This window comes from Azoarcus sp. Soil_N_20 (assembly GCF_057656155.1).
On the sequence record NZ_JBDGKX010000018.1, the window covers coordinates 32,942 to 50,250 of the forward strand.

Genomic DNA, 17,309 nt, shown 5'->3' on the forward strand with positions numbered 1-17,309 from the left:
TAAGTACACCTTGACGCAGCGCGACCATGACCAGCCAGACAGAACTTCTATTCGATCCCCAGCTGATTCGTCGTTTCGACATCAACGGGCCCCGTTATACCTCTTATCCCACGGCAGATCGTTTCGTCGAGGCATTCGACGCTCGCGCGCTGACCGACTGGCTTGGCAAACGCGCCGTCGGTGGGGTGAGTCGACCGTTGTCATTATACTTCCACATCCCGTTCTGTAACACGATCTGCTACTACTGTGCCTGCAACAAGATCATCACCAAGGATCATGGGCGCTCGGCCAAGTATTTGAATTACCTGGCGAAAGAGATCGAGATGCAGGTGGCTGCGCTGGGCGGAACGAGGCAGGTCACGCAGTTGCACCTCGGTGGCGGCACCCCGACCTTCCTGTCGCACGGCGAGATGCACCAGTTGATGGAGTCGGTGCGCAAGCACTTCAACCTCGTGCCCAACGGCGAGTACTCGATCGAGGTCGATCCGCGCAAGGTCGATTTCGATACGGTCGAGATGCTCGCCGATCTCGGCTTCAACCGCATGAGCGTCGGCGTGCAGGATTTCGCCGAGGACGTCCAGATTGCCACCAACCGGGTCCAGAGCGTCGAGGAAACCAAGCTGGTGATGGATGCCGCGCGCGCCACCGGCTTCAAGTCGATCAGCATGGACCTGATCTACGGCCTGCCCAAGCAGAACGTGATCAGCTTCAACCGCACCCTCGAGCAGGTGCTCGAACTGTCCCCGGATCGCATCTCGCTGTACAGCTATGCGCACCTGCCCGGGCTGTTCAAGCCGCAGCGCCGGATTGCCCAGAGCGATCTGCCGTCGGCCGATTCCAAGCTGCAGATCCTGCAACTGGCGATCCGGCGGCTTACCGAATCGGGTTACGTCTATATCGGCATGGACCACTTCGCCAAGCCCGACGACGAGCTCACCGTTGCCCAGCGTCAGGGGCGCCTGCATCGCAACTTCCAGGGCTATTCCACCCAGGCGGAATGCGATCTGCTCGCCTTCGGTGTGTCTGCCATCGGCAAGATCGGTCCGGTCTACTCGCAGAACGTGAAGACCCTCGACGAGTACTACGATGCACTCGACCGTGACCAGCTGCCCGTGTTGCGCGGGATCGAACTCACCGCCGACGACCTCCTGCGCCGTGCCATCATCCAGGCGCTGATGTGCCATTTCGAGCTGTCGATCGAATCGATCGAAATCGCCCACCTGATCAACTTCCGCGAGTACTTTGCCGAGGAGCTGGCCGACCTCAAGGAGATGGAGGCTGCAGGGCTGGTCAAGCTGGATGGGGACTGGCTCAGTGTCGAGCCTGCAGGGCGTCTGCTCGTACGCGGTATCGCGATGGTGTTCGACCGCTACCTGCGTGCGGATCGCGAGCGCGCCCGGTATTCCCGGGTCATCTGACGGTGAGGGCGAGGGGAGCGGCGTAGAATGCGCACTCCGCGTCCCCTGCCCAGTTCTGAGAATCTATGCCCGAAACCGGTTATCTGGCCGTCTTCCTGATCGGCCTGCTCGGCGGCACCCACTGCGTGTCCATGTGCGGCGGTATTGTCGGCGCCCTGACCGTGCAGGTGCAGACGCCGACAGACCGCGGTCGGCAGTGGCCGATCCATCTGGCCTACAATCTCGGCCGGATCGGCACCTATACCGCAATCGGTGCCCTGCTTGGCGCAATCGGTTCGGTCGGCATGCTCTACGATGGCGTGCTGCCGGTGCAGATCACGCTCTACGTGCTCGCCAATCTGATGCTGATTGCGCTCGGGCTCTATCTCACCGGTTTCACCCGGCTGCTCGCCCCGGTGGAGCGGCTAGGGCATCAGCTGTGGCGCCGCATCCAGCCCCTTACCCGACGCTTTCTGCCCGCTCGTTCGGTCAAGCAGGCCTTGCCACTCGGCCTGTTGTGGGGGTTCCTGCCCTGTGGTCTGGTGTATTCGATCCTTGCGACGGCATTGGTTACCGGATCGGCCCCCCGCGGAGCGGGCCTGATGCTGGCCTTCGGGCTCGGCACCTTGCCCAATCTGATGCTCGCCGGGATGCTGTTCAAACGCTTCCGTGACCTCACCCGCAACAGCAAGGTCCGGTTTGCGTCGGGTTTGCTGGTGCTCGGTTTCGGAGTGTTCGGGCTGTTCCATGCGCCCACCCTCGGCGGCCAGTTGTGGAGCGGGGTGGTGTGCACGATCTGATCCCGGCGCGTCAGGGGGCGGCCGCTACTGCTCGCTCGACAGTGCGCGCAAGATGGGGCAGGGCGCCGTTGCATCAGTGTGCTGGCAGCAGTTTACGAGCTCGGCGAGGGCTGCCCGCATATCGGCCAGTTGCCGGATCCGGTCGTCGATCAGTTTGATTTTTGCCTGGGCCAGGGCCCGTGCGCGTTCGCGGTCGGTGTCCTCGTTGAGTGCCAGCAGGCCATCGATCTCGTCGAGCGAGAAGCCCAACTGCTGGGCGCGGCGGATCGCGCGCAGGCGGGCGAGTGCAGGCGTCCCGTATACGCGATAGCTTCCGCGCAACTGCTGTGGCTCGGCAAGCAGGCCGCGGCGCTGGTAGTAGCGGATCGTTTCGACGCCGACCTCGGCCGCTCGGGCCAACGCACCGATGGTCAGTTCCTTGCTGATTTGTTGGTCCATGTGTTGACTCCGTACTCAGGTACGGAGTTTAGACTGCACCTCATGTCAAAATACTGCAAGGCAGAAACACGATGCCAGAAAATCCATCCCGTCTGACGGCGCCCTCAGCCGGCCATGCGTCCGCGGCTACACTCGAGCTTTCCATCGGCGGCATGACTTGCGCAGCCTGTTCCACCCGGCTGGAGAAGGTGCTCAACCGTCTGCCCGGGGTCGAGGCCAGTGTCAACCTCGCCACCGAGCGCGCAACCCTGCATTACGCCTCGGGTGCGCTGACGGTTGGCGCTGCGGTGGCTGCGGTCGAGCGCGCCGGCTTTAGTGCGACCGAGGCGGCAAACGTGGTTCGCGAGGAAGTTCGCGCCCGTCAGCAGCGGGAATGGAAGGGCGAGTTCCGGCACTTCTGGATTGCCGCACTGTTGACCCTGCCGCTTGCCGCCCAGATGCCGGCGATGTTCGGCCTGTGGCCGGGCGGCGAGATGCAGCACGACCTCGTGCCGCGCTGGATGCAAATGCTGCTGGCCACCCCGGTGCAGTTCTGGATCGGCGCGCGTTTCTATCGCGGTGCATGGGCTGCGCTGCGGGGTGGCGGTGCAAACATGGATGTGCTGGTCGTGCTCGGCACGTCGATGGCGTATTTCTACAGTCTCGTGGTCACCCTGGCGGACCGCCACGACCTGCATGTGTATTTCGAAGCGTCGGCGATGATCATCACCCTGATTCTGCTCGGCAAACTGCTCGAAGCGCGCGCCAAGGCCCGTACCACCGCCGCGCTCGATGCCTTGCTGCGGCTGCAGCCGAAGATGGCACGGGTTGAACGCGACGGGGTCCTGGTCGAGGTGCCGGTGGAGACGCTGACGCCCGGTGCAGCATTCGTGCTGCGACCGGGTGATGCAGTGCCGGTCGATGGCGTGGTCGAAGCGGGGAACTCGGCACTCAACGAGTCGATGCTCACCGGCGAGAGCCTGCCGGTGGACAAGCAAACGGGGGACAAAGTGTTTGCCGCCACGGTCAATGGCGATGCCGTGCTGCACTGCCGGGCAACCGGCGTGGGCGCCAGCACGCTGCTGGCCGGTATCATCCGCCTGGTCGAACAGGCGCAGGGCTCGAAAGCGCCCGTTCAGCGCCTTGCCGATCGCATTGCGGCGGTGTTCGTTCCGGTGGTGGTCGTGATCGCCAGCCTCACCCTGATCGGCTGGTGGCTGTGGTCGGGCGACTTTCAACTGGCGCTGATCAATGCGGTTGCCGTGCTCGTGATTGCCTGCCCCTGTGCCCTGGGACTGGCCACGCCGACTGCGATCATGGTCGGCACCGGGCAGGGCGCGCGCGCCGGTATGCTGGTAAAGAACGCAGAAGCGCTCGAACTGGCCGAACGCCTCACCGTACTGGCAGTGGACAAGACCGGCACGCTCACCGAGGGCAGCCCCGCGGTGACGGATGTGGTTCCGGCTGACGGATGGACGCGCGCAACATTGCTCGCCGCGGCCGCTGCACTCGAACAGACCAGCGCACATCCGGTGGCCGCCGCCGTGCTGGGTGCCGCCCAGGCCGACGAATTGACCATCGAGCCGGCCAGCGAGGTCAGGGCGATACCGGGCAGGGGGGTGGAGGGGCGTTTGGGAGGGCTGCGTGTGGTCCTCGGCACGACCGACTTCCTGTGGGCGCAGGGTGTGACGGTTCCCGAAGCCGTCAGTGCGCCGCTTGCGGCAGCCGGCAAGACGCTGGTGGCGGTCGCGGTGGATGGGGCCTATGCCGGCGTGATCGGGGTAGCCGATCGCGTGCGTGCCGACTCCGCGGCGGCAGTGGCTCGTCTGCAGGCCGGCGGGGTGCGGGTGGTGATGCTGACTGGGGATCACCCCACCACTGCACAGGCGATTGCGGCACAGACCGGGATTACCGACTGGCGCGCCGGGGTGCTACCGGCAGACAAGGCCGCTGTCATCGACGCGCTGCGGGCCAGCGGTGAGCGTGCCGGCATGGCTGGAGACGGCATCAACGATGCCCCGGCATTGGCTGCGGCCGACGTATCGTTTGCGATCGGGGTCGGGGCCGATGTTGCAGTGGAGGCGGCCGACATTACCTTGGTGCGCAACAGCCTGCACGGGGTGGCCGACGCCATCGACCTGTCGCGCGCGACCCTCTCCAAGATTCGCCAGAATCTGTTCTTTGCCTTTGTCTATAACGTACTCGGCATTCCGCTGGCGGCGATGGGCATGCTCAATCCGGTGGTTGCGGGTGCAGCGATGGCGATGAGTTCGGTTTCGGTGGTCAGCAATTCCCTGCTGCTTCGGCGCTGGAAGCCGGGGCGTTCAAACTAGGCAACAAACTCGAGGACTAAAACCATGATTGAAGTAACGATCAAAGTCGAAGGCATGAGCTGCGGCGGTTGCGTGCGCAACGTGACCGGCGTGCTCAAGGCCCTGCCGGGCGTCGAGGAGGCCACTGTCTCGCTCGATCAGGCTTCGGCCACGGTGCGTTTCGACCCCGCGAAGATCGAGGTGAGCGCCCTGCGCCTTGCGGTCGAAGGTGCAGGCTTCGACTCCCCGGCCTGATTTGCTCTTATAATTCGCCAACTTTTTGCCATGGGAGGGAATATGGGCTTGGATCACGTGAAGGCCGGCAAGGATGTGCCGAACGATATCAACGTCATCATCGAGATTCCGGCGCAAGCCGATCCGATCAAGTTCGAGGTGGACAAGGACAGCGGCGCGGTTTTCGTTGACCGCTTCATGGGCACTTCGATGCGCTACCCGATCAACTACGGTTACGTGCCGCACACCGTGGCTGGCGATGGCGACCCCGTGGACGTGCTGGTCGTCACCCCCTTCCCGCTGTTCCCGGGTGCGGTCATCCGTTGCCGTCCGGTTGGCGTGCTCAAGATGGAAGATGATGGTGGCATGGATGCCAAAGTCGTCGCGGTGCCGGTGTCCAAGCTGACTCCGCTGTACGATAAGGTGCAATCCACCGATGACCTGCCCGAACTGCTGATGAAGCAGACCGTGCACTTCTTCGAGCACTACAAGGATCTCGAGCCCGGCAAGTGGGTCAAGATCCTGGGCTGGGGTACGGTTGAGGAAGCCCGGCAGGAAATTCTCAATGGTGTCGCTGCCGCGGCAAAGTAATCCCGGTACCGGCACCAGCCGGAAGCCGGACATGAAGAACCCGCCGGCCGGCGGGTTTTTTGTTTCGGATCACGACAAGCAAGCGTGCGTTCCGACGGACGAGTGACAGTAGCTCACAATTTCGCGGGAATTCTGTGCCGTGATCATGGTCTTCTTCAAGGCAAGCACTGCAGGCGCCCATGTGGACGCTCATCAGTGAGGAGGTCGCCATGAAGTGGTCCGCGTTCACTATTGGTCTGACGCTCGCGCTGGGGTTGGCTGCGACCGATGTCGCGTGGGCAGAACGAAGTCGTGACGGCCACCAGTTCCAGCAGCGTCACGATGGGTTCAAATACCGGTCCGGCGGATATTCACACCATCGGGCGGTCATCAATCCCCGCTATGACCGGCACCGGTATCCGGCGCGTGTGGTTCCGGTGCATCGTGGGGGGGGGAGTCGCTCGTATCGCGGCACCACACTCGGGATCTCCATCGGCATGCCCCTGTACTGGCACTGGCCGTCGCCGTACTACGCCTATCCGCCTGCCGTGGTCACCGTGCCGGCGCCGCCGCCGGTGTACATCGAGCGTGGTTACGAGGATTCGCCTGCGCGGGAAGCGGGGTACTGGTATTACTGTGAGCGTCCGGAAGGCTATTACCCCTATGTGAAAGAATGTTCTGGCGGTTGGATGCGTGTTGCGCCAACACCGCCGCGTTAGCGGAGACCGACGCTCATGTCCGACCTTCTGAAGATTGTCCCCGTGGCCGCCCTGTTCGTGCTGGGGGGCTGCGTGTCGATGCCGAGTGGTCCCAGCATGCTTGTTCTACCCGGGACGGGTAAGCATTTCGACCAGTTCCGTGCCGACGATCTTGCATGCCGGCAGTATGCGCAGGGGCAGATCGGCGGACAAACCACCGAGCAGCTTGCCAGCGACAGCGCGGCGCGCAGTGCGCTGCTGGGCACCGCGATCGGTGCGGCGGCGGGGGCCGCCTTCGACGGCAGCCGCGGGGCGGCCGTGGGGGCCGGCACCGGTCTGGTGTTCGGCAGCCTCGCCGGCACAGGCACCGCGCAGACCTCGGCGTACGGCGCACAGCGCCGCTACGACTTCGCCTACCAGCAATGCATGTACGCGAGCGGGCATCGGGTGCCGGTGTCGGGCCGCTATGTGTCCGGCCGTGCCGACGGATATCGGATACCCCCGCCGCCGCCGGGAACTCCTCCCCCGCCGCCGCCGCGCTGATCGATACGCTGACGGGCGATGGGCCGATGCTCTTCGATCCGGCCGCGCGAACATGAATGCTTGGCTGGCGGGCTACTACAATCCGGAATCCCGTCGCCTCGGCACAAAGCAATGCCGCCGTGCGCGTCCGGTCGTAGAATGCGAGGGACAAGGACGGGCTCCGGATGCGGCCGTTCAGCGCCCGGAGCCTTCGGGGTGATGCCGGGTACATGGGGGAGAGCGATCATGAGCCACAAACATCTGAATCTGCTGCGTACCATCTTTCAGGATCCGATCAGCGCGAACATCCACTGGCGCGAAGTCGAGTCGCTGCTCGCGCATCTCGGTGCTACCGTCGAGCCTGCTCACGGCGCCCGGTTTCGCGTGGTACTCAACCGGATCGAGTTCTTCCTGCGTCAGCCGCACCACGGCAGTACCTGCAGCAAGCCGGACATCAAGCAACTGCGCGAGCACCTCGCCCATTGCGGGGTCAGCCCGTCTTCCTACGAGGAACAGGTCCGCAGCGAAGCATCCGCATCGGACAGTTCGGCGAGAGGGTGAGCTGCCACTTCGGAAGGCACCGGCGTCCGGCGGGCGTCGCGGTGAAGCCTGCCGCAGACGTTCGTGGCCCGGTCCGTTCATCCCGGCCCGCGCGTCGTTGCCAGGATGTACCGAACACGCATGGTCCGAGCACACCGATCGGGCTGGCCGCGCCGCCTGGACGGTCTCAGAAGCCGATGGCCAGCAGCGCGACCGCCGCGATCACCGTACCCAGCAGGGCCACGCCATAGGTGAGGAGCTTTGCCCCTGTTCCGCCCTGGATGCCGACGTCGTGCAGGCTATGGTAGATGCGGTGCGCTGCATGCCACAGGAAGAGCGCAACGATGACAAACAGGAAGGCCTTGCCGAACCAGTGCTGCGCAAAGGCCAGCATGGTCGGGTAGCTCATGGCATCCGGAGCGAGGATGAAGCCCAGTGGCACCGCCAGGCCGGTAATGAACACCAGCATCGGACCGAGCAGCGCGGAGAGCATGCCGCCGGCGCCGAACAGGCCCCAGAAGATCGGTGCGTTGGAACGCTTCAATGACCCCTTCATCGCGTCATCCCCCACGCCAGGCCCAGCAGGACCAGGCTTGCCAATACCACCGCGGCGATCCCGCCGCCGGTGATCACCGCAGCGGGAAGGCGCTTGCCGCGAACGACGATCGGGGGCATGGTCTTGGGCATGATCCTGAACCAGGTCCAGCTGTGGTACGAAATCATTGCCAGCGTGATCAGGTGAAACACGATCGCCAGCGGGCTTTTCATGCCCTCCAGCCAGCCGTTCCAGCGCGCCTCGCCCTGTGCCAGGCATGCCAGTCCGACCAGCAGCACCAAGCCATAGGCGGCCACGAACAAGGCCGTGCCCTCATGAACCATGTATTCGACGAAGAACGGATTCCTGCGCCACCAGCCCCCCATGGGGCGCGTGTAGGGACGACGCTTGTTCATTTGCCACTCCCCTTGGGCTGGAGAAAGCTCAAGAAATAATCCCTCGCGCTGGTGGTCTTGTTCTGGTTCACTGCATTGGCCGGATCCACATGCTTGGGACAGACTTCCGAGCAGTAGCCCACCGCGGTGCAGTTGAACACGCCCTCCTCGGCGCTTACCAGCTCCATGCGCTGCACGGCTCCGCCGTCACGCGAATCGACGTTGTAACGGTGGAGCAGGGCGAGCGCACCGGGGCCGATGAACTCGGGATTCAACCCGTATTGCGGACAGGCGGCATAGCACAGCAAACAGTTGATGCACGAGCTGAACTGCTCGTACTTCTCCAGCTGTGCGGGCGTCTGCAGGTATTCGCCCTGGGCCAGGGTGCGCGGCTCGGCGGGAATGATGTAGGGCTGGATGCGTTCGAGCTTGTCGATGAAGTCTTCCATCACCACCACCAGGTCGCGCTCGATCGGGAGGTAGTTCAATGCCTCGACGCGGACGGTGGCGGGGTAGATGTCGCGCAGGAAGGTCTTGCACGACAACCTCGGAGTGCCGTTGATCATCATCCCGCAACTGCCGCAGATCGCCATCCGGCACGACCAGCGGAAACTCAGCGTTTCGTCGAGGTCGTCTTTGATATACAACAGGCCCTGCAACACGGACATGTCATCGGTGAACGGGACCTGGTAAGTCTGGAAGAAAGGTGCCTCGTCCTGCTCGGGCCGGTAGCGCAACACTTCCATGGAGATCGTTTTTTCAGCCATGGCTGGACTCCTTCTCCGCCTTTTCGCCGGCCGCGCCGTAGGCACGCACCGCCGGGCGGGACTTGGTGATCTTTACTTCGCCATAGTCGATACGTGGCGGGCCATCGCCACCGTAAGCAGCGAGGGTGTGCTTGAGGTAGTTGTCGTCGTCGCGCTGCTCGAAGCCGTCCAGACGCTGGTGGGCGCCGCGCGATTCCTTGCGCTCGAGCGCGGAACAGGCCATGGCCTGGGCCACGTCCAGTTGGTAGCCAAGCTCGATGGCGAGCAACCAGTTGTTGTTCCAGACGCTCGACTTGTCCTCGATCCCGACATTCCTGAAGCGCTGGCGCAGTTCGTCGAGCTTGTCGCAGGTGGCTTGCATGGTGTCGCCCATGCGATAAATGCCACAGCCGGCTTCCATGCTGGTGGCCATTTCCTTGCGCAGCGTGGCGATGCGTTCGGTGCCGTCACTTTTCGTGACCAGCGCACGGGCCTTCTGTTCGACGGCTTCCGCCTGCAGTCGTAGCGTGGCGGAATTGCCCGGCGCCACCGACCTGGCAAAAGCCGCCGCCTCGATGCCGGCCACCTTGCCGAACACACACAGTTCGGCGAGCGAGTTGGAACCCAGGCGATTGGCGCCGTGGATACCCACGCTGGAGCATTCGCCGGCGGCAAAGAGGCCGGACAGGGGTGCCGCACAGCGACCATCGACCAGGATTCCGCCCATGGTGTAGTGCACCGCCGGTCGCACCGGAATCGGCGTCGTGGCCGGATCGACCCCCAGAAACTCTTCTGCAAGCTCGTAAATCTGCGGCAGCCGTTCGCGCAGTTTCTGCTTGCCCAGATGACGCAGATCGAGATGCACCACCGGCCCGTGCGGTCCGTCGATGGTGCGACCCTTTTGCTGCTCGTGCCAGAAGGCCTGGCTCAGTCGGTCGCGCGGGCCCAGTTCCATGGCCTTGTTGCGCGGTTCCGGCGAGGCCGGGCCGAGGCCGTAGTCCTGCAGATAGCGGTAGCCATCCTTGTTCAGCAGAAAGCCGCCTTCACCCCGACAGGCTTCGGTAAACAGCAAGCCGGTTCCCGGCATGCAGGTCGGGTGGTATTGCACGAACTCCATGTCGCGCAGCGGCACGCCGTGACGATAGGCCAGCGCCATGCCGTCGCCGGTGACGATGCCGCCGTTGGTGTTCTCGCGAAACACCCGCCCGGCGCCGCCGGTGGCGAACACCACCGCGCCCGCTTCGATCAGGGTGAATTCGCCGGAGGCGATCTCGATCACCACCACCCCCTGCGCGCGGCCGTCCTCGACGATCAGATCTGCACAGAAATATTCGTCGAAGCGTTTGATCGAAGGGTACTTGATCGACGTTTGGAACAGCGTATGCAGCATGTGGAAGCCGGTCTTGTCGGCGGCGAACCAGGTCCGCTCGATCTTCATGCCGCCAAAGGCGCGCACATTGACGTGTCCGTCGGGCTTGCGGCTCCACGGACAGCCCCAGTGCTCCAGTTGCACCATCTCTTCCGGGCACTGCGCCACGAAGTAATCCACCACGTCCTGTTCGCACAGCCAGTCGCCGCCCGATACGGTGTCGTTGAAATGATGTTCGAAACTGTCGTGGGCCTGGGCCACGCCGGCCGATCCGCCCTCGGCGGCCACGGTGTGGCTGCGCATCGGGTAGACCTTGGAGACCAGCGCGACTTGCAGTGTCGGGTCGGATTCGGCGACCGCGATCGCTGCGCGCAGGCCCGCTCCGCCTGCACCCACGATCACCACGTCTGCTTTGAAGATGTCCACCGTCTGGCCCTTCCTTTGGTCTGACTGCGGTTGCTCGACCGCATTGCTGCGTTCCCGCAGGCATCGTACGACAGGACGCCGTCGTCGATGATGCGGTGCGACACCAAATGCGGGGGCGACACGGCCGGAAGCTCCGGGCTGGGAGCTAGATTACTCCGTTGCACTGTAAACGGACGTCTGCGGTTCAATCACGGCATGAATTGCGGGTACGGTCGTCACCGGAATCAGGCCACGGTCCGACATCCCTGATGTCGCGGCTGGAACGCCCGTTGTGTGCGCCAGCGCTCCGAGCTGCACGCTTCCGGCAATCCCCAGCCGCGCTGGTTGCCGGACCCGGCCCAAGCTGCCAAGATGTATTGTATCGAGCGGAGTCTCTACGTCAGCCTGACGCGGCTACGCGAGAGGAGTGACCATGACTTACTGCGTGGGTGTGCGCCTCGATGCCGGCCTGGTCTTCGCATCGGACTCGCGAACCAATGCGGGCCTCGATAACTATGCGAAGTTCTGCAAGATGACGGTCTTCGAACGCAAGGGCGACCGCGTGGTCGTCCTGCTGAGTTCGGGCAATCTTGCAGGGACCCAGGCAGTGATCAACCTGCTGAACCAGCGCGGCGACGATCCTGGTTGCCCACAGACGATCTGGACGGCGCACACGATGTTCGACATGGCCAACGTGGTGTCGGACGCGATGCGCGGCATCGAACGGCGCGATGCGCCATTCCTCGAAGCGAGCGATTTGACGTTCAACGCGTCGTTCATCCTCGGCGGCCAGATCCACGGCGAGGTGCCACGTCTGTTCCGCATCTACGCCGTCGGCAATTTCATCGAGCTCGGAGCGGAGACCCCGTACGTCCAGACCGGTGAAACCAAGTACGGGAAGCCGATCATCGACCGTGTGATCACCGCCTCGACGACGTTTGCCGACGCTGCGAAGTGTGTGCTCCTGTCTTTCGATTCGACGATGCGCAGCAATCTGTCGGTGGGCATGCCGATCGACCTCCTCTGCTACGAGCGCGACAGCCTCGAAGTCCGGATGAGACATCGGTATGAGGAGGGCGATGCGTATTTCACCCTGTTGCACAAGAGCTGGGGTGATGGCATCCGCCGGATTTTCGCCGAGCTGCCTGAACCCGTGTGGTGAGTCCCCTCATGGGTGATGAACGCGCCGCAGGGGCTGTCCCGCGGCGGGTGTCCCGGCGACCTGGGCAGCGCTCGCGTTGCGGTGGGGCGAGCGCTCAGGCCGCAGCGACCTCGCGCACACTGCATTTGATCACCCCAAACTCCGTTCGAACCAGCAGCGGATAGCGGGCGCCGCTGAAGCGGCCGAACGCGCCGATGTTGTAGCCGACCACGCGGCCGGCGGTCTGTCCGAGCCATACGCGCTGGCCGATGTGGTAGCCGGCGTGGATGGCGTGGGCGACGGAGTGTTCGACCACGCCACGCAGGTGGACCGTAGCAATGCCCCGGCGGTCGCCCTTGATGAGGATGAGATGGTTCTTGTTCATGGTGACCTCTGCAACTATCCTCGGAGCTGCCGGCCGTCGACTCTGTCTTCGCCCGTTGCGGTCCGGAGATGATGTACTTTCGCACCGGCGCCGGGAGCGTGGTGTGAACCGTGTCACAGCACTCGACAGGTCGTGCGGCGGCGGTCGGTTCAGGGATGCTTCCCGCACTGGGCCGCCCGCGCGAGCAGCAGGGCGCGTTCGCGGGCGTTGCGGGTGAGGGTGGCGGCGCGTTCGAATTCGGCGCGGGCCTCATCGAGGCGGTCGAGGCGGCGCAGGAGGTCACCGCGTACGCTGGGCAGCAAGTGGTAGTGTTGCAGGGCGGGCTCGTCGGCCAGGGTGTCGACGATGTCGAGTGCGGCGGCGGGGCCGAAGGCCATCGACACGGCAACGGCACGGTTGAGGGTGACCACCGGCGAGGGGGCGATCTGGGCCAGGGCATCGTAGAGTGCGGCGATGCGGGGCCAGTCGGTCTGCTCCCTGGTGAGTGCGCGGGCGTGGCAGGCGGCGATGGCGGCCTGCAGCGTGTAGGGGCCGAGGGGGCCGGGCAGGGCCTGTGCGCGGTCGAGCGCAGCGAGGCCGCGGCGGATCAGCAGGCGGTCCCAGCGTGCGCGGTCCTGGTCGAGCAGCAGCACCGGTTCGCCACCGGGTGAGACGCGCGCCTTGAGGCGCGAGGCCTGGATCTCCATCAGCGCGACAAGGCCGAAGACTTCGACTTCTTCCGGCATAAGCCCGGCGAGCACGCGGCCCAGACGCATCGCCTCCTCGCACAGCGCCGGGCGGGTCCAGTCGGCGCCCGAGGTGGCGGAATAGCCTTCGTTGAAGATCAGGTAGATGACTTCCAGCACCGGTGCGAGGCGGGCACGCAGTTCGGCGGCGGGCGGTACTTCGAAGGGGACGCGGGCTTCGGCGAGCGTGCGTTTGGCGCGGACGATGCGCTGGGCGATGGTGGGTTCGGGCTTGAGGTAGGCGCGGGCGATCTCGTCGGTGGTGAGGCCGCCCATCACGCGCAGGGTGAGGGCGCAGCGCGCCTCGGGCGACAGCACCGGGTGGCAGGCGGTGAAGATCAGGCGCAGGGTGTCGTCGCCGATGGTGTCGTCGAGACCGGCATCGATCTGTTCGGTATGGGTGTCGCTGGCGACTTCGTGGTGGAAGTCGAGTTCGCGTCCGATCTCGATCGCCTTGTCGGCCGCGAGCTGGCGGTGGCGCAGGTGGTCGAGCGCGCGGCGCTTGGCCGCGGTCATCAGCCAGGCGGCGGGATTGTCCGGCACCCCGGCCGCCGGCCAGTGCTCCAGCGCTGCCACCAGGGCATCCTGGGCAAATTCCTCGGCGAGACCGACGTCGCGCACCATGCGCGCCACCCGGCCGATGAGCCGGGAGGCCTCGATGCGCCAGATCGCCTCGATGGTCCGGGCAGCAGTCGCGTCGGGGCGATTCATCGCGGAACCGGTCCACCGCTTCGCTGAATTGGCGCATCGCCCCCCTTCGCGGGGACGAGGGGCGCGCCGGCGGACTGTCGGGCACTACTCATGCTTGGTCTGCTTCCTGTGGCGCGAGGTGGATCAGTTCCCACAGATGGCCGTCGGGATCCTGAAACGCGTGGCCGTACATGAAGCCGTGATCCTGCGGTTCGTTGTAGGTGCTACCGCCTGCCGCGACCGCCTTGCGCACCATGTCGTCGACCGCGCTCCGGCTGTCGAGCGCGAGACACACCAGTACTTCGGTGGTGGCAGCGGCGTCGGCCACCGGTTTCGGGGTGAAACCCTGGAAGCGTTCGCGGCTGAGCAACATGACAAAGATGTTGTCGCCGACGACCATGCAGGTGGCGGAATCGTCCGTCCATTGCGGGTTGAAGGTGAAGCCGAGCGCGGTGAAGAAGGCGATCGTGCGCTGCAACTCGGCGACCGGGAGATTGACAAAAATCTGTCTGGGCATGGCGGGCTCCGGCACGGGGTTCAGCGTACGACCAGGGTGCGGAAGCCGCCGTAGGCCATGCGTTTGCAGTCGAAGGGCTGCGATTCGGCCGTCATCATCGATTTCATCCGCGGATCGGCCATCACTGCGGCATTGACCTTGTCGCGATGTTCGCGCGACTCATACACGATCCATGCAAAGATCACCTTCTCGTTCGCGTCCGCGGCGGCGGACTTCTCGAACGACACCGTGCCCTCGATGTGAAGATCGTCACCGATGCACTCGTAATACTCGAGAGCGCCATGTTCCTTCCACACCGTGCCGGCCAGGCTGGCAATCTCGCGGTACTGGTCGACCTTGTCCGCAGCGAGCGGGATCAGGAAGCCGTCAACATACCTTTCCATGTGTCTCTCCTTGGGGTGTCATGTTCATCGTTGAATGCGGACGCGATTCGGCCAGCTTGCCCGGGTCGCACGGCGTCGCGCGGTACTTGCGTGATCGGTCGGCGGTTGTCTTCGGCGCGCCGCGCGGGCTGGCCCGTTCGCCGACATCGGGCGTGGGCGGGCCCGCCGGCAGGGGAGGGATCGATCGCGGTTCATGGGTTCGTGCCTCGCCTGGGCTGCAGTCGAACGGGGCACGTCCTACTGGACGTAGCACGGCGCGCACTCGCGCACCTCGACGGCGGCCCAGCGCGCCGCGGGGCAGCGGCGGGCGATGGCAATGGCTTCCTCGCGGGTGGCGATGTCGATCAGGAAGAAGCCGCCGATCATCTCCTTGGCCTCGGCGAAGGGGCCGTCGCGCAACTGCGGCTTGCCTTCGGGCGTGCTGATGCGCACCGCGTGCTCGTCGGGACGCAGCGACTGGACGGCGAGCAACTGGCCGCGGGCCTGCAACTCGTCGCCGAAGGCCTGCATTTCGGCGTACAGCGCGCGGCCCTCGGCCTCGCTACGGGTGGCGCGCTGACCGCGCGGTTCGACAATCAACAACAGATAGGCCATGGCACGTTCTCCTGGTTGCGCCGCGGTGAATGGGGGGTATCAATTGCAGCCCTGACCGGCTGCTGCGGCGGCTGCGGCGCCGGCGGCGATCTCTTCGGGGCTCATGTCGCGGATGTGGGTCGCCACCGACCAGCGGTGACCGAAGGGATCCTCGAGCTGGCCGTAGCGGTCGCCCCAGAACGTGTCGGATACCGGCATGGTCACGCGGGCGCCGGCGTCCACCGCGCGCGCGACGAAGGCATCGACGTCCTTGACGTACAGGTGGATGACCACCGGCGAGCCTTTGAGGGCGAGCGGGCCGACCGATCCCATTTCGGGGAACTCGTCGACCAGCATCAGCGGCGCGCCATCGATGGTGATCTGGGCGTGCCACAGTCGCCCGTCGGGGCCGGGCACGCGGCCCAGCTCGACGGCGCCGAACGCATCTGTGTAGAAATCGATGGCCTTGGCAGCATTGGCGCAGACGAGGTGGGGGGTGACGGCGGTCATGCCGGCAGGAATGGCTTGGACGGAACTCATCGTGGTCTCCTTTGCGGGTGGTCGAAGCGAGCATCGGGCTCGTTTCATTGTGGTCGACGGACGGGCGGAGGTGAAATCGACATGCAAACAGATTTTTCCGCGTTCATCCGGCGCCGTCGATCTCGCGCAAGCGCTCGATCGCATCCGAGGGCGGAAAGTCGTCCAGTTCGTACAGCGGGCGCAGCTCGATCTCGGCAGCCAGGTCTTCACCGCGCGGATTGGGAAAGCGTCGCGCCCACTCCAGCGCCTCTTCGCGCGAGCGGGCCTGGATCAGGGTATAGCCCGCCATCAGCTCGCCGTTGTTGGCAAACGGGCCAGCGGTCACGATTCGCTGCGTGCCGTCGTAGCGGATGCGCCAGCCGTCGGCACTCGGCTTGAGCCCGGAGGCGTCGAGCAGGGCGCCCGCGCGTGCAAGTTCCTCGTGGTAGATGGCCATCCTCGCTAGCAGGTCCTCGCCGGGGATTTCCGCCGCCTCCGATTCGGCCGTGGCCTTCACGATGATCAGGAATCGCATGGTGTTCTCCGTGTCGGTCGGACACCGCGCCGAATTGCGTGGTGCCTGACCGTACGACGTGCCAGCGGCGGAGAAATCGACCGGACTGCAGAAGATTCTGGCGTACCTGGGGTGTGCTGCGTGCCGCTCAGGCCCTGTGGTCGCGCAATGCGCTCAGCGAAGCGATCAGATCGCCGAAGCGCTCGCCCTGCACGGTGACGTGTTCGCGCAGTAGCTGGGCAGCGCGGTCGCCATCACTGGCACAGATGGACGCGATGATCCTGTCGTGTTCATCGAACGAGATCCGCACACGGTCGCGTACTCGCAACTGCAGGCGGCGATAGGGGCGCAGACGGCGTTGCAGTTGCAGGGCCTGTTCGTTGAGGAAGTCGTTGTGGCTGGCTGCGTAGATCAGCTGGTGGAATGACTCGTTCAGGTAGAAGTAGGCGTTGGGATCGCCGCGGTCGCGGGCGTCGCGCAGTGCTTCGTGCGCAGCCTTGAGCATGGCTTCGTCCTCCGGCGTCATGCGGCGGGCGGCGAGTCGTGCGCACATTGCCTCGAGTTCGGCCATGACTTCGAACATCTCGCACAGGCGTTGCGGAGGGAGCTCCACGACCACTGCGCCGCGCCGTGGGCGCATGTCGATCAGGCCCTCGGCATTGAGCTGGATCAGCGCTTCACGGATCGGGGTGCGTGAAACCCCGAACTCTTCGGCAAGTTCGGTTTCGTCGAGCTTGCTTCCGGGTGGGTAGTCGCCGGTGGCAATACGCTCTTCGATGACCTCGCGCAAGTGCTCCGAACGTCGACCGCTCTGTAGAGGGGGGGCAGGGCTACTCATGATGCGTTACCAATCGAATGACATGACGAGGTGGATGATGTCCTCAAAGTTCAAGGTGCATTTTTTACCTCTATTAGTGTATAC

22 protein-coding genes are annotated in these 17,309 nt (G+C 64.8%); 9 read left to right on the forward strand and 13 right to left on the reverse strand.

Annotation, left to right across the window (positions count from 1 at the left end):
• The first annotated feature begins 26 nt into the window (after positions 1 to 26).
• Together hemN and AC3A35_RS24230 are read left to right on the forward strand one after the other, a co-directional pair.
• The gene (gene hemN, locus AC3A35_RS24225) at positions 27 to 1,418 is read left to right on the forward strand and encodes an oxygen-independent coproporphyrinogen III oxidase (RefSeq protein ID WP_487439105.1); all 1,392 of its coding nucleotides are present in this window, start codon (positions 27 to 29) and stop codon (positions 1,416 to 1,418) included.
• A gap of 65 nt (positions 1,419 to 1,483) precedes the next feature.
• The gene (locus AC3A35_RS24230) at positions 1,484 to 2,197 is read left to right on the forward strand and encodes a sulfite exporter TauE/SafE family protein (protein ID WP_487439106.1); all 714 of its coding nucleotides are present in this window, start codon (positions 1,484 to 1,486) and stop codon (positions 2,195 to 2,197) included.
• Between the two features lie 24 nt (positions 2,198 to 2,221).
• On the opposite strand, the gene AC3A35_RS24235 is transcribed toward AC3A35_RS24230, so the two are convergent.
• The gene (locus AC3A35_RS24235) at positions 2,222 to 2,635 is read right to left on the reverse strand and encodes a MerR family transcriptional regulator (protein ID WP_487439107.1); all 414 of its coding nucleotides are present in this window, start codon (positions 2,633 to 2,635) and stop codon (positions 2,222 to 2,224) included.
• Positions 2,636 to 2,706: 71 nt separating this feature from the next.
• Here AC3A35_RS24235 and AC3A35_RS24240 point away from each other — a divergent pair, with 71 nt between their 5' ends.
• From AC3A35_RS24240 to AC3A35_RS24265, 6 genes are all read left to right on the forward strand, one after another.
• Positions 2,707 to 4,947: a heavy metal translocating P-type ATPase gene (locus AC3A35_RS24240; RefSeq protein ID WP_487439108.1), complete on the forward strand. Its 2,241-nt coding sequence runs from the start codon at positions 2,707 to 2,709 to the stop codon at positions 4,945 to 4,947.
• 24 nt (positions 4,948 to 4,971) lie between these two features.
• Positions 4,972 to 5,181, forward strand: a complete 210-nt coding sequence (locus tag AC3A35_RS24245) for a heavy-metal-associated domain-containing protein (protein WP_487439109.1) — start codon at positions 4,972 to 4,974, stop codon at positions 5,179 to 5,181.
• A 42-nt stretch (positions 5,182 to 5,223) separates the two neighbouring features.
• Positions 5,224 to 5,751: an inorganic diphosphatase gene (ppa, locus tag AC3A35_RS24250; RefSeq protein WP_487439110.1), complete on the forward strand. Its 528-nt coding sequence runs from the start codon at positions 5,224 to 5,226 to the stop codon at positions 5,749 to 5,751.
• 179 nt (positions 5,752 to 5,930) lie between these two features.
• Entirely contained in the window at positions 5,931 to 6,449 is a 519-nt protein-coding gene (locus AC3A35_RS24255) for a hypothetical protein (protein ID WP_487439111.1), read from the forward strand.
• A 15-nt stretch (positions 6,450 to 6,464) separates the two neighbouring features.
• On the forward strand, positions 6,465 to 6,971 hold the full coding sequence (locus AC3A35_RS24260) for a glycine zipper family protein (RefSeq protein WP_487439112.1): 507 nt from the start codon (positions 6,465 to 6,467) through the stop codon (positions 6,969 to 6,971).
• Positions 6,972 to 7,196: 225 nt separating this feature from the next.
• Positions 7,197 to 7,511: a type II toxin-antitoxin system HicA family toxin gene (locus AC3A35_RS24265; RefSeq protein ID WP_487439113.1), complete on the forward strand. Its 315-nt coding sequence runs from the start codon at positions 7,197 to 7,199 to the stop codon at positions 7,509 to 7,511.
• Between the two features lie 166 nt (positions 7,512 to 7,677).
• Here AC3A35_RS24265 and frdD read toward each other — a convergent pair whose 3' ends face one another.
• The 4 genes from frdD to frdA are packed head-to-tail and all read right to left on the reverse strand — an operon-like array spanning position 7,678 to position 10,961.
• Positions 7,678 to 8,034: a fumarate reductase subunit FrdD gene (gene frdD, locus AC3A35_RS24270; protein ID WP_487439114.1), complete on the reverse strand. Its 357-nt coding sequence runs from the start codon at positions 8,032 to 8,034 to the stop codon at positions 7,678 to 7,680.
• 8 nt (positions 8,035 to 8,042) lie between these two features.
• Positions 8,043 to 8,441 (reverse strand): fumarate reductase subunit C, encoded by a 399-nt coding sequence (locus AC3A35_RS24275; protein ID WP_487439115.1) that lies wholly within the window; start codon positions 8,439 to 8,441, stop codon positions 8,043 to 8,045.
• Positions 8,438 to 9,187 carry a succinate dehydrogenase/fumarate reductase iron-sulfur subunit gene (locus tag AC3A35_RS24280; protein ID WP_487439116.1) on the reverse strand — a complete coding sequence of 250 codons (750 nt, stop codon included), beginning with the start codon at positions 9,185 to 9,187 and terminating at the stop codon, positions 8,438 to 8,440. Before AC3A35_RS24280 ends, AC3A35_RS24275 begins: the two co-directional genes overlap by 4 nt.
• On the reverse strand, positions 9,180 to 10,961 hold the full coding sequence (frdA, locus tag AC3A35_RS24285) for a fumarate reductase (quinol) flavoprotein subunit (protein WP_487439117.1): 1,782 nt from the start codon (positions 10,959 to 10,961) through the stop codon (positions 9,180 to 9,182). The genes AC3A35_RS24280 and frdA overlap by 8 nt, the downstream gene beginning before the upstream one ends.
• 412 nt (positions 10,962 to 11,373) lie before the next feature.
• Here frdA and AC3A35_RS24290 point away from each other — a divergent pair, with 412 nt between their 5' ends.
• On the forward strand, positions 11,374 to 12,102 hold the full coding sequence (locus tag AC3A35_RS24290) for a proteasome-type protease (protein WP_487439118.1): 729 nt from the start codon (positions 11,374 to 11,376) through the stop codon (positions 12,100 to 12,102).
• A 94-nt stretch (positions 12,103 to 12,196) separates the two neighbouring features.
• On the opposite strand, the gene AC3A35_RS24295 is transcribed toward AC3A35_RS24290, so the two are convergent.
• The 8 genes from AC3A35_RS24295 to AC3A35_RS24330 form a co-directional block, all read right to left on the reverse strand.
• Positions 12,197 to 12,466, reverse strand: a complete 270-nt coding sequence (locus AC3A35_RS24295; protein WP_487439119.1) for a hypothetical protein — start codon at positions 12,464 to 12,466, stop codon at positions 12,197 to 12,199.
• Between the two features lie 149 nt (positions 12,467 to 12,615).
• Positions 12,616 to 13,902 carry an RNA polymerase sigma factor gene (locus AC3A35_RS24300; RefSeq protein ID WP_487439120.1) on the reverse strand — a complete coding sequence of 429 codons (1,287 nt, stop codon included), beginning with the start codon at positions 13,900 to 13,902 and terminating at the stop codon, positions 12,616 to 12,618.
• Positions 13,903 to 13,990: 88 nt separating this feature from the next.
• Complete coding sequence (locus tag AC3A35_RS24305) at positions 13,991 to 14,398, reverse strand: VOC family protein (protein WP_487439121.1); 408 nt, start codon at positions 14,396 to 14,398, stop codon at positions 13,991 to 13,993.
• 20 nt (positions 14,399 to 14,418) lie between these two features.
• The gene (locus AC3A35_RS24310) at positions 14,419 to 14,781 is read right to left on the reverse strand and encodes a DUF1428 domain-containing protein (protein WP_487439122.1); all 363 of its coding nucleotides are present in this window, start codon (positions 14,779 to 14,781) and stop codon (positions 14,419 to 14,421) included.
• 237 nt (positions 14,782 to 15,018) lie between these two features.
• A complete protein-coding gene (locus tag AC3A35_RS24315; RefSeq protein WP_487439123.1) occupies positions 15,019 to 15,375 on the reverse strand; it encodes a YciI family protein in 357 nt (118 codons plus the stop codon).
• A 39-nt stretch (positions 15,376 to 15,414) separates the two neighbouring features.
• Positions 15,415 to 15,894 (reverse strand): VOC family protein, encoded by a 480-nt coding sequence (locus tag AC3A35_RS24320; protein ID WP_487439124.1) that lies wholly within the window; start codon positions 15,892 to 15,894, stop codon positions 15,415 to 15,417.
• A 103-nt stretch (positions 15,895 to 15,997) separates the two neighbouring features.
• Positions 15,998 to 16,408, reverse strand: coding sequence for a YciI family protein (locus tag AC3A35_RS24325; RefSeq protein WP_487439125.1), 411 nt, complete (start codon positions 16,406 to 16,408; stop codon positions 15,998 to 16,000).
• 127 nt (positions 16,409 to 16,535) lie between these two features.
• A complete protein-coding gene (locus AC3A35_RS24330) occupies positions 16,536 to 17,225 on the reverse strand; it encodes a GntR family transcriptional regulator (RefSeq protein WP_487439126.1) in 690 nt (229 codons plus the stop codon).
• Positions 17,226 to 17,309: the final 84 nt, after the last annotated feature.